Below are 12420 nucleotides of genomic sequence, written 5' to 3' on the forward strand. Positions count from 1 at the left end.
CGCCGACGGTTATGAATCAGAACATCATAGACATCCATGGGTAGCCGATGACCAGCAGCGCCACCAGGAAGATGCCCCCAAAGATGGTGCCGAGGCGCCAGTAGTCTTTGGTCGGCAGATAGCCACTGCCATAGTAGATTGGGCTTGGGCCGGTGCCGTACGGGGTGATGATCCCCATGATACCCAGCGAGGTCACCATCAGCAGCACGAAGACGTTCATGTTCATGCCTGGGATGGTTGAGGCGATGGTCAGCACCGCTGGCAGCAGCGCGGTGGTGTGCGCGGTGGTGCTGGCAAACAGATAGTGCAGCAGGTAGAACGCCAGCAGTAGCACGATGGTGGCCACGCCCGGAGAGATACCGCTCATCAGCATACCGCCTTCTTTACCCAACCAGCCGATAAAGCCGGTAGAGGAGAGGCCATCGGCGAGAGCGACCAGGGTGGCGAACCACACGAAGGTGTTCCACGCGGCTTTATTACCGGTGATGTCGCTCCACTCCAGTACGCCGGTCCACAGCATCAGGCCGATAATCAGCAGAGCAGCCATCGCAGGTTCAATCCACTGAGCGGCGAAGATCCACATCATCAATGCGCAGCACACGAAGACCAGCAGCAGGATTTCGTTACGGGACAGTTTGCCCAGTTTTTCCAGCTCACGAGCAGCCCACAGCGGCACTTCATCGTTCACTTTCACTTCTGGTGGATAGAACCAGTAGGCCAGCAGCGGCATGGTGAGGATCAACAACAGGCCCAGCGGCAGGAAGGCGATAAACCAGGTGCCCCAGGAGATGTTGATACCGACGATGCTTTTCACCAGCGCCAGCGCCAGCAGGTTAGGCGCCAAAGCGGAAAGGAACATAGAACTGGTGATACAGGCGGCGGTAATCGCCACCCACATCAGGTAAGAGCCAATTTTACGCGCGCTTGGGTCGTTTGGTTTTGAGCCGTACAGCGGTGGCAGGTTGGCAATAATCGGGTAGATAGTCCCGCCGCTACGCGCGGTGTTTGACGGCGTAAACGGTGCCAGCAGCAGGTCAGCCAGGGTGATAGCGTAGCCGAGCGTCAGGCTGCGACGGCCCAGATATTTCACCAGAATCAGCGCCAGACGGCGGCCGAAGCGGGTTTTATCGTAACCGGCGGCGAACATAAACGCACCGAAGATAAGCCAGACGGTAGAGTTGCCGAAGCCGCTGACCGCCCATTTAAAGGAGGCTCCCGCCAGCTGGAACTTTGGTGCTGCCATCTGTTCAGGGCTGAACAGCACCCACTGGCTGCACAGGGCGATGGCGACCACCCCGGTCAGGCCGATAACGGCGCCCGGCAGCGGTTCAAAGATAAGACCGACAATCACGCCGACGAAGATAGCGAAATAGTGCCATGCGTACGGTGGAAGCCCGTCAGGGACCGGGACAAAGAGGAGCAGCACGGCCACGATAATAGGCAGTGCCATCATCAGAAGACGGTTTTTCTTACCGTCCTTTGGTTTACTCACCGGTGTCGGTGAGTGCGATGTCGCAGATTTCTCGTTCATATTACGCTTCTATAAGTAGTTAATAATTTGGTTTGCTAAAACTGCCGCTGTGCTTTTTTTAGTTTTTTTACTTTATTTAGATTTCAAAAGTACGGCCGGCAATTTTGTAAATAAGGCGGTTGTCGCTATATTATTTAGCGCCAGGTTTAAAAAATCTTATATTCATATAATGCGCTTTTGGATGCCATTACAATTGATCGCGATCAAAAAAGCACAAGCGTGGCATTATTTTTATACTTTAAGTAATAACCCTATTAGGTTATTTGGTATTAATGGTGTTAGGTTAAATTATTTTCTAAGTTTAATGTTATGATTCACATATGGATTTTATGTATGGCATTGATTTTAATGTCATTTTAAGTAATGAAACACTGGTTTGACCACTGTTAAAAAGGTTATAATTGTACTTGTATATATTAAATAATTGTGAATAAAATAGAATTTAATTAGTAACACCATAGAGGTATGTGTGTTATTTAAGGGATTAAATAGTTTTATAACTAACGTAATGACTTTAGTAACTAAAATTATCGCTATATTAATATCATGATATCGGCATAACAAATAACTCAAATGCAGCCCGATCCTGAATTCTTAAATTTTAATTTTTAAAAGTTTGGAGTTAACCCTTATGAACAATCATCATCGCGTACTGAGCTCTTGTACCTTACCGAATGGTATCGAGCTTAAAAACCGTCTGTTTATGGCGCCAATGACAACCTGCTCTGGTTATTATGATGGCTCTGTCAGTAGCGAGCTGGTGGAATACTACCGTGCACGTGCCGGTCTGATTGGCACTATCATCGTAGAATGTTGTTTTGTTGACGATTTAGGCCTGGCGTTCCCCGGTGCGCTCGGCATCGACAGTGATGACAAAATCGCCGGGCTGGCGAAAATCGCTGAGGCTATCAAATCAAAAGGCTCTAAAGCACTGCTGCAGATTTACCACGGCGGCCGTATGGTCGACCCGAAACTGATCGGTGGTCGTACGCCGGTTGGCCCAAGCGCCGTCGCGGCACCGCGTGATGGCGCGGCAACGCCGGTGGCCCTGAGCGCGGAAGAAGTGGAAGGGATGATCGGTAAATTCGGCGATGCCGTACGCCGCGCGATTCAGGCTGGTTTTGATGGCGTCGAGATCCACGGCGCCAATACTTATCTTATCCAACAGTTCTACTCACCAAACTCCAACCAGCGTGACGATGAGTGGGGCGGCAGCCGCGATAACCGCGCGAAGTTCCCGCTGGCGGTGCTGGATATCACTCACAAAATGGTTCGCCAGTATGCGGACGACGCCTTCATCATTGGCTATCGCTTCTCGCCGGAAGAGATGGAAGTGCCGGGGATCCGCTTTGATGACACCATGTATCTGCTGGAGAAACTGGCCGCGCGCGGTCTGGACTATCTGCACTTCTCCGTGGGCGCGTCGCTGCGTTCGTCCATTGTTGACACCACCGACCCAACGCCGCTGATTGAAAAATACGTTGCCCAGCGTTCTGAAACGCTGGCGCAGGTGCCGGTGATGGGCGTGGGCGGTGTCGTAAACGACAGTGATATTGATAGCGCGATGGAACATGGTTATGACCTGATTGCCGTGGGTCGCGCCTGTATCGCGTATCCAGACTGGGCTGAACGTATTGCCGACGGTCAGACGCTGGATCTGTTTATCGACAGCACCCAGCGTGAAGCGCTGAACATTCCTGAACCGCTGTGGCGTTTCTCGCTGGTGGAAGCGATGATCCGCGATATGAGCATGTCGGTATCTAAATTCAAACCGGGCGTGTTCGTTGAAAAAGTGCAGGATGAAGCCGGTGAACTGATTATCAACGTCAGCCTCGAAACCGACCGCATCGCCGACATTGAACTGACCGGCGGCGTGGATCAGGACGTCGAGTTCGTGACCAGCTTTGAAGAGATTCGTTCACGTATTCTGGACGCCAATACCCCGCATGTTGATGCCATCTCCGGGGCAACCAGCCAGAGCGAAGCGGTGAAAAAAGCCGTCTCCAAAGCGATGGTGAAATCCAGCAAAGCGCTGGTGGCGGAAGAGGGCGGCGATAGCGCGGCACCAAAAGCGTATGACGTGGTCGTGGTTGGGAGCGGCGGTGCCGGTCTTGCCGCGGCCATTCAGGCTCACGATGATGGCGCCAGCGTGCTGATTGTCGAAAAAATGCCGACCATTGGCGGTAACACCATTAAGGCTTCCGCCGGGATGAACGCCGCAGAAACACGCTTCCAGCGAGTGAAAGGGATTCAGGACAGCAAAGAACTGTTCTATGAAGAGACCCTGAAAGGCGGCAAAAACAAAAATAACTCAGCGCTGCTGCGCCGCTTCGTGGAAACCGCGCCGCAGGCTATTGAATGGCTGGCGGATCGCGGCATTATGCTGAACGACATCACCACCACCGGCGGCATGAGCATTGACCGTACGCACCGTCCGAAAGATGGCTCTGCGGTAGGCGGCTATCTGATCAGCGGCCTTGTGCGTAACGTCACAAAACGCCAGATCGATGTCATGCTCGACACCTCTGTGGTCGATATTGTCATGGATGGGGGCGAAGTCTCCGCCGTACGTCTGCTCACCGACGAGCAGGAAACGGTCACCATCCAGACCCGCAGCATCATCATGGCGACCGGCGGTTTTAGCGCCAACAGTGAAATGGTCGTGAAATACCGTCCGGATCTGGCGGGCTTCGTCACCACCAACCATAAAGGCGCTACCGGCGGCGGTATCGCACTGCTGGAACGTATCGGTGCCGGTACGGTAGATATGGGCGAGATCCAGATTCACCCAACCGTTGAGCAGAAAACCTCTTACCTGGTTTCTGAGTCCATTCGCGGCGGCGGGGCGATTCTGGTTAACCAGCAGGGTAACCGCTTCTTCAATGAGATGGAGACCCGTGACAAAGTCTCTGCGGCGATTATTGCGCTGCCTGAGCACTATGCTTACATCGTGTTTGATGAGCACGTTCGCGCGAAGAACAAAGCGGCGGATGAGTACATCGCCAAAGGGTTGGTGACCAGCGCCAGTACGACGGCTGAACTGGCAGCTAAACTGGGTTTGGATGAGCAGGCCTTTGAGGCCACGCTTGCCCGCTACAACGGCTTTGTGGAAAAGCAGGATGACGAAGAGTTTGGCCGTAAAACCGCGCTGCGTGCGCCGCTGAATGAAGGGCCATACCACGCTATCCAGATTGCGCCGGGTGTACACCACACCATGGGCGGGGTAACCATCAATACCGATACCTGCGTGCTGAATGTCAACAAACAGGTGATCCCTGGCGCTTATGCTGCCGGTGAGGTGGTCGGTGGTATCCACGGCGGTAACCGTATTGGCGGGAACGCAGTGGCTGATATTATTATCTTTGGTACGCTTGCCGGTCGTCAGGCCGCACAGCGTGCGCAGCAGGTACCCTGGGCGATGCTTGAGTCCGCATAATTAAACGGCATCGGATTGCCTGATGGCGCTACGCTTATCAGGCCTACAAAACCCAACCCGTAGCCCGGCCGAGCGTAGCGACGCCGGGTTGTTACCATCAGCAGAGGGGATATCGATGTCAGACAGTACAAGGGTATACAGCTATTCTGCCGTACTGATGGGCTCACCCATCCTGCTCAAGCTTTTCGCGCACAACGAAGCGCTCGCTTCACGTGTTTTTCGCCTTATCAAGCAGTATGAAGACCTGCTTACCGTCAACCGCGCCCAATCGCAGGTGATGGACATCAACCACGCCGCGGGCCAGCATCCGGTCGTCGTGAGCGCTCCTGTTTATGCTCTAATCAAATGCGCCAAATCGGCAAGCCTGCTGCCGCAAAGCGCGTTTAATCTCGCTATTGGCCCGTTGGTGAAGCGCTGGCGTATCGGCTTTAAAGGCGACAGCGTCCCACCGGTGGATGAAATTTCACATCTGCTAACGCTCACCAATCCTGAACAGGTTGTGCTGAACGATGACGATAACAGCGTGTATCTGGCGCAATCAGGTATGGAGATTGACCTCGGTGCGATTGCCAAGGGCTATATTGCCGACCGCGTGCGCGACTATCTGCGTCAGGAAGGGGTTGAACAGGGGCTGATTAATCTTGGTGGTAACGTCCAGACGCTGGGTACACCGGAGGGCGGTTGGTCTATTGGCTTGAAAAAACCGTTCTCAACCTCTGGGGCGATGATTGGCACGCTGGAAATTGAGAATAAATCGGTGGTGACTTCCGGCGTGTATGAGCGCTTCTTTGAGCAAAATGGTCAGCTCTATCACCATATTCTCGACCCGCGTACCGGCTATCCGCTGGATAATGAGCTGGACAGCGTGACTATCATCAGCGCCGACTCGATTGACGGCGATATCTGGACCACGCTGATGTACGGCATGGGCGTGGAGAAAGGGTGCGCGGCGCTACGTTCACGCCCGGATATTGAAGCTATTTTTGTGACTAAAAACAAAGAGGTGGTGCTCTCTTCATCCCACCTCTATCGTTTTACGCTGCTGGACAGCGAGTACCGTCTTACTGGCAGTATTGCTTGAGCAGACCGTACTGCTCTTGCAGCAAGCGGTAGCGATAAACCGGGCGGCCGGTCGCGCCGTAGTGAATGCTGGTGAACAGAATATTAATCTGCGCCAGCCAGATAAGATATTTACGGCAGGAGACGCGCGAGATATTGACCGCCTGCGCCAGATCGTCGGTGGAGAATTCAGTCTCGGGATGGGCATCAATCCACTGGCACAGCGTGCGCAGCGTCTGCGGCGTTAGCCCCTTTGGCAGCCGTTTGGTGTCCGCTAATTCTGGCGTGCCGCCATGCAGCAGGCGATCGACGTCAGCCTGCTCGTAGTAGGCGTGGCTGCCCATTAGCTGTTTTTTCTCACGCCAGCTCAGCAGCGCCTCTTCAAAGCGCGGAAACTGGAACGGTTTGATGAGATAGTCCACCACGCCATAGCGTAGCGACGTCTGCACGGTGGCGGCGTCCGAGGCGGATGAAATCATAATCACGTCGATGGCGCGGCCTGAGTCACGCACGATAGGCAACAGATCCAAACCGTTGTCCTGTTGCATATAGACATCCAGTAAAATCAGATCGATAGCCTGGGAAGCATCCTGCACTTTATCTTTCGCCTGCTGGAGCGTGGAGGCGATACCGCAGCAGACGAACCCATCGACGCGCTCAATGTAGCAGCGGTTCAGGTCGGCCACCATGGCATCATCATCGACAATTAAAACATTTATCACGCGCTTGTCCTCTCGCTATCCCAGGGAATTTGAACAAAAAATTGGGTGAACACGCCCGGCTCTGACTCGACGGAAAGTGTCCCGCCGAGATTCTCCGTCTGCTGGCGGGCTAAAAATAGCCCGACACCGCGGTTTTCGCCTTTGGTGGAAAATCCTTTATTAAAGATGGCGTCGATGCGGTCAGCCGCAATACCCGGGCCATCGTCGCTAACCTCACCGCTGAGCCAGCCGTTCTGGTAGTGCAGCAACAGGCCAATTTCACCTTCGCCCTGGTCTGCCATCGCATCCAGCGCGTTCTCAATCAGGTTACCCAGCACCGTGACCAGCACCGCAACCTGCTCTTCATTTGGGTTGTCCGGGATCAGGCTCTCTTCGGCCAGCGTTAGCGCGATCCCGGCGTCGCTGGCCCGGTTAATTTTACCGAGCAGGAAGCCAGCAATGATCGGCGATTTGATCTTATGCTGCAAGGTGCCAATATCGGTCTGGTAGTTTTGCGCGGTCTGCAGAATGTAGCCTTCCAGCTTATCGTAGCGCTTCATGTGCAGCAGCCCCAGAATCACATGCAGCTTGTTCATAAATTCATGGGAGTGGCTGCGCAGGGCATCAACATAGTTGACCAGCCCGTCCATTCGCTGCATCAGTTGGCTGATTTCAGTTTTATCGCGGAAGGTGGTGATCGCGCCAATCACGCGGCGGTTGTTGAGCACCGGCACGGTGTTGCACAGCAGCAGGCGGCCGTTACAGCCGATTTCGCGATTTTCAACGGGGGTGCCGCTGGCTAGCACCTCTTTCAGACTCGACAGCAGCGGTGCATGCTGGGCCGCGCCCAAAGCCGGTGCCTGAGGTGAAAACAGGATCTGCCGTGCGGCCTGGTTAATCAACGTGACCCGGCCTTTGGCATCGACGGCAATGACCCCTTCGCGAATCGACTGCAGCATTGCCTGGCGCTGCTCGAACAGGCTGGAAATTTCGTGGGGTTCGAGACCAAACAGGATGTTTTTAAGCACCCGCACCAGCCCCCAGACACCCAGCACGCCGACGATGGCGCTAAACAGCACGAACCAAATCGCATTCCGGCGGGCGGCGCTAATCTGCTCATCCACTTTTTGCAGCGAAATACCGACAATCACCACGCCAATCTGCTGATGTCTGTCGTTATAGATCGGGGTAAACACGCGCATGGCTTCGGCCAATACGCCGTGATTAATAGAGAGGTTTTCTTTGCCTTTCAGCGCCGGCTGGAGATCGCGACCGATAAAATGCTGGCCTATCAGATCCGCGTTCGGATGCGAGTAGCGAACACCGTCCATATTGGTGACAACAGCGTACAGTAGGCCGTTGTGCTGCTGCACGGCGCTGGCGATAGGCTGAATGCTATTGTGGTCCGGTGGCCCACTCAGCCCGCGCTTGATATCCGGGGAGTTGGCCAGCGTACGAGCAATGGCAAAAGCGGTGTCTTCCACACCAGAGCGGGTGGCTTTGGTTATCTGCACAAAGTAGAAGGCGTAAACCACCAGTAAAACGGAAATAATGACGCTGCAGACCATCAGCGTCACCAGCGTACTGAGCTTCATGGGGCGCTTCGGTTGGGGCTGAGTTTGCTGCATGGCGTGCATTAACACCTTTTATTATCAGAGGTCAAAAACACATTATCGCCGATGTGCCTGATTTCATAAAGCTATCCTCCCTTACAAAACCAAACCTCCCTTTGTGACGGTTCTCGCAGAGCAATCCATACAAAACACTTTAGTATTGCTTCAGAACCCATAATAAGGAGTCCGTTTATGAGCATTAAGCTTGCTGGTTCAGTCATGGAACGACGCAATTTAACGACGGCTGAGATTGATAGGTTGTCTACCCGTGATATGTTAAATGTTATTAATCAAGAAGATAAATGCATTGCTGATGCGATTACCCCTTGTCTCGACGACATTACCCTGCTGATTGATAACGCGGTGGCAACCCTTAGCCACGGCGGGCGCGTGGTGATGGTTGGCGCTGGTGCTTCCGGGCGCAATGCGGTGATGACTGCAAACGAATTTTCCCCGGATGAAAAACACCCGGTCATGGGCCTGATTGCCGGCGGGGCGCTGGCGATGCTGCACGATATGACGGGGGCTGCTCAGGACTATGATCGTGGGATGCTGGATCTTCAGGCGATTGGGTTCACGCAAAAAGATATGCTGGTGGCATTAACCGTCAGCGGTAAAACGCCGTGGATGTGGGGCGCGCTGCGCCATGCCTGGTCTTTGGGGGCAACACGTGCGCTGATAACCCGTAATCCACAAAGCGAAGCAACCGATCTGGCCAGTATCGTTATTGCGCCGCAAACCGGCGCTGAGGTGGTGGCAGGCTACGGCAATCCGAAGGCAATTGCCGCGCAAAAAATGGTGCTCTCGATGTTAACGACCGGTCTCGCCATCCGCAGCGGACGAGTCTATAGCAATATGCGTGTGGATATTCGCGATACCGGTACGCATATGGTTGAGCGACAAATTGCGATAGTGATGGAAGCGGGCGGATGTAGTCGGGCGGTAGCGAAAGCGGCGCTGGAAAGCTGCGATCACCAATGTAAGACGGCGGTGTTGATGGTGCTCACCGGGTTGGACGCCTGGAAAGCGCACGACCTTCTGGCGCAGAACAATGGTTTTGTGCGGATGGCGCTACAAGAGGCACCGTAGTTGGTAACAGCATAAAAAAAGCCCGCGTAGCGGGCTTTTTTACGTTGGTCGCTTAGAACTGATAAACCAGGCCGATAGCCAGGATATCGTCAGTGGCGATACCGTTATCTTTGTAGAACTGTACGTCTTCGTCCAGCATGTTGATTTTGTAATCAATGTAGGTGGACATGTTTTTGTTGAAGTAGTAGGTGGCACCGACATCAATGTAGTTCACCAGCGCTTTATCGGTGTACTCAACAACACCGTGAGGACCGTTGTAGCCGCCCATATCTATGCCCTTGGAGTAAACCCAGGCTAAAGATGGACGCAGGCCGAAATAAAACTGATACTGCGCTACGGCTTCGAAGTTCTGCGTTTTGTTGGCAATGCTGTCGTTGCTGTAGCGGGTCATGTTGTAGGTTTCGGCATACATCATCGCCAGATAGACGTCGTTGGCGTCGTATTTGGTACCGATGGTCCAGGCTTCAGCGGTATCACCACCGGCATTTTTGCTGTAGCGGTTATGAACGCCGCCAGCAACGACTTGATCGTTAGTACGATCGGAGCTGGAATAGGCTGCACCCACGCTTAAGCCAGGCAGCATATCGTTAAAGTCATAGGTGGTGGACATCGCGAAACCGTCGCCGTTGCCTTTCGCCAACTTGCCGCCAGCGCCGTTTGCGGTGCCTTCACCGGAGCCGCCATCTTCATTTTTGCCCTGATACTGCAGCGCAAAGTTCAGGCCATCCACCAGGCCGAAGAAATCGTTGTTACGATAGCTGGCAATACCGTTAGCACGGCCGGTGAAATAGACGTCGGTCTGGGTGTAGCTGTCGCCGCCGAACTCCGGCAGCATATCGGTCCAGGCTTCGATGTCGTAGATAGCGCCGTAGTTACGGCCATAGTCAAAAGAGCCCAACTCACCAAATTTCAGACCGGCGAAGCCAAGACGGGTCCAGGAGTTACCGCTGACGCTTTCCGGGGTATCGGCCTGAATGTTGTATTCCCACTGACCGTAACCGATCAGTTGGTCGTTGATTTGGGTTTCGCCCTTGAAGCCCAGACGTGCGTAGGATTGATCGCCATTATCACCGCTGTGGTCTGAGAAATAGTGCAGGCCAACGACTTTGCCGTACAGATCCAGCTTATTGCCATCTTTGTTATAAACTTCAGCAGCATTCGCTGCACCAGCCATCAGTAAAGCTGGGACTAACAGTGCCAGAGCTTTTATTTTCATTGTAATTTCCTTTGCATTATTGCGCATGTGAATATAAGTAATGTCATCCGGTGTTACTATGCTGGATGGTATAGGTAGAGTTCATTTTTTTTAAAAATATAAATGTAATAAAGTTATATAAAATATTTCAAAATATTTCTTTTATATTATATGCAATATGTATTGCATCGATTTATTTGTTTTTGTTGTTGTTTTTACTATAATTATTTTGTTTTTATATTTTTTTCTTTGTTAATATTGATAATGCAAATGTATATCATAAAGGCAAAAAAAATCCCGATCGTACTGGCATACGATCGGGGAGGTCAAAAACATAACTATAATGATGTATAACAAAAGGCTAATAACAAAAAGCATAATGGCATTGTTGCTATGAAAAATAAAGATACAGAAAAAGATTTTATGATTATTTATTATATGAATTTAAATCGGTAATTATTATATTATTTCTATTATTAAAACTGCATGGATGAGGTTATTCCACAGGGAAGGGGGCGAAAGATCTTGCCGGGAATCAAGAGTACCGCCGTCGGCGTAGATGTCATCTGACAAAATTGCTGGAGATCAAGCTAATGGTGAATTGTTACCGGTAACGTAGTGAGAGACTACCTCGTACCATTTTAATCGTTATAATGTGAGCGATATCACATCAATTGCCAGCGTGATGTTGTGGCAGTGAACATGAATAGCGTAATGAGAGTGTTTTTATGCAAGAGCAAATGGAGCGTGGCCCAGGCGGCAAACTGGCGCTATGGGTGTTTTACGCGTTTTGCGGCTACTTTGTCTGGGCGATGGCGCACTACCTGTGGGTCATCAGCGATGTACAGTCTATTCCCGGCGCGACGATCGATGGAGAAATCGGTTCGTCCATGGGGAAATGGATTGGCGCGCTGCTGGGCTTTCTGGTGCTTAGCATCGTCGGGGCACTGCTTGGCGGGATAGCCTGGTATACTCGTCCTCGTCGTCTGGAGCAGGAAGAACAACGCTAATATTGCTATGCTGGGGGTCAATGTACTCTCATCCGCGGTGAAGGAATGGATCTAGCAGCATGGCAGCAGGACGTTGAACGTTGGTTTGAAACCCATTATGTCGGCAGCGATGCGGCGCATGATATTGCCCATTTTCGCCGGGTCTGGCGCACCGCCAGGCGCATTGCTGCCGACGATCCCGTTGACCTCACGGTGATTCTGCTGGCGAGTTATTTTCACGATCTCGTCAGCCTGCCGAAGAATCATCCCGATCGCGCCCGTTCCTCTTTATTATCGGCGCAGCAAACGCTGCTGATTCTACAGCGCGATTTCCCACATTTTCCCGTTGAGCGCTATGATGCCGTGGCCCACGCTATTGAAGCGCACAGCTTTAGCGCGCGCATCACGCCGAATACCCCAGAGGCTAAAATCGTTCAGGACGCCGATCGGCTTGAAGCGCTGGGCGCAATCGGCCTAGCGCGAGTGTTTGCCGTCTCCGGCGCGATGAACGCGGCGCTGTTTGATGCCGACGATCCCTTCGCCGATAACCGTGACCTGGACGACAAAACCTACGCGCTCGACCATTTCCAGACCAAGCTGTTGCGGTTGCCTGAGACGATGCAAACTGAAAAAGGGCGCGAGTTAGCGCAGCATAATGCCGATTTTCTTGCGCACTTCATGGCGAAACTGAGCGCCGAACTGGCGGGCGACCCGCTCTCAGTGGACGCGCAGGTGTTGCGGAGATTCGCGACGCCAGACCCAGGCAACTTATGGTAACCTCAGGTTTATTTTTCTTTTTCTGTATCT

At 52.7% G+C, this 12420-nt stretch carries 9 protein-coding genes; 5 read left to right on the forward strand and 4 right to left on the reverse strand.

From position 1 onward, the window contains the following. Window positions 1-16: 16 nt before the first annotated feature. Complete coding sequence (locus tag ACLGE8_RS13470; RefSeq protein WP_410999161.1) at window positions 17-1531, reverse strand: DASS family sodium-coupled anion symporter; 1515 nt, start codon at window positions 1529-1531, stop codon at window positions 17-19. Window positions 1532-2162: 631 nt separating this feature from the next. On the opposite strand from ACLGE8_RS13470, the gene ACLGE8_RS13475 reads away from it, so the two are divergent. Further along, complete coding sequence (locus tag ACLGE8_RS13475; protein WP_410999163.1) at window positions 2163-4967, forward strand: flavocytochrome c; 2805 nt, start codon at window positions 2163-2165, stop codon at window positions 4965-4967. Window positions 4968-5082: 115 nt separating this feature from the next. Then, complete coding sequence (locus ACLGE8_RS13480; protein ID WP_410999165.1) at window positions 5083-6048, forward strand: FAD:protein FMN transferase; 966 nt, start codon at window positions 5083-5085, stop codon at window positions 6046-6048. Here ACLGE8_RS13480 and dcuR read toward each other — a convergent pair. After that, window positions 6029-6748, reverse strand: a complete 720-nt coding sequence (gene dcuR, locus ACLGE8_RS13485) for a two-component system response regulator DcuR (RefSeq protein ID WP_410999167.1) — start codon at window positions 6746-6748, stop codon at window positions 6029-6031. The two genes, ACLGE8_RS13480 and dcuR, sit on opposite strands and share 20 nt — an antisense overlap. Further along, window positions 6745-8364 carry a sensor histidine kinase gene (locus ACLGE8_RS13490; protein ID WP_410999169.1) on the reverse strand — a complete coding sequence of 540 codons (1620 nt, stop codon included), beginning with the start codon at window positions 8362-8364 and terminating at the stop codon, window positions 6745-6747. Before ACLGE8_RS13490 ends, dcuR begins: the two co-directional genes overlap by 4 nt. Before the next feature lie 168 nt (window positions 8365-8532). Here ACLGE8_RS13490 and ACLGE8_RS13495 point away from each other — a divergent pair, with 168 nt between their 5' ends. Further along, window positions 8533-9429: an N-acetylmuramic acid 6-phosphate etherase gene (locus ACLGE8_RS13495; RefSeq protein WP_410999171.1), complete on the forward strand. Its 897-nt coding sequence runs from the start codon at window positions 8533-8535 to the stop codon at window positions 9427-9429. A 52-nt stretch (window positions 9430-9481) separates the two neighbouring features. Here ACLGE8_RS13495 and ompC read toward each other — a convergent pair whose 3' ends face one another. Beyond that, window positions 9482-10645: a porin OmpC gene (ompC, locus tag ACLGE8_RS13500; protein WP_410999173.1), complete on the reverse strand. Its 1164-nt coding sequence runs from the start codon at window positions 10643-10645 to the stop codon at window positions 9482-9484. Between the two features lie 707 nt (window positions 10646-11352). Between ompC and drpB the strand changes: the two genes are divergently transcribed. Then, window positions 11353-11634 carry a cell division protein DrpB gene (drpB, locus tag ACLGE8_RS13505; protein ID WP_410999175.1) on the forward strand — a complete coding sequence of 94 codons (282 nt, stop codon included), beginning with the start codon at window positions 11353-11355 and terminating at the stop codon, window positions 11632-11634. Window positions 11635-11679: 45 nt separating this feature from the next. Then, window positions 11680-12390 (forward strand): phosphohydrolase, encoded by a 711-nt coding sequence (locus ACLGE8_RS13510; RefSeq protein WP_410999177.1) that lies wholly within the window; start codon window positions 11680-11682, stop codon window positions 12388-12390. The last annotated feature ends 30 nt before the right edge of the window (window positions 12391-12420 follow it).

This window comes from Kluyvera sp. 142486, assembly GCF_046569695.1.
Classification (GTDB): Bacteria; Pseudomonadota; Gammaproteobacteria; order Enterobacterales; family Enterobacteriaceae; genus Kluyvera.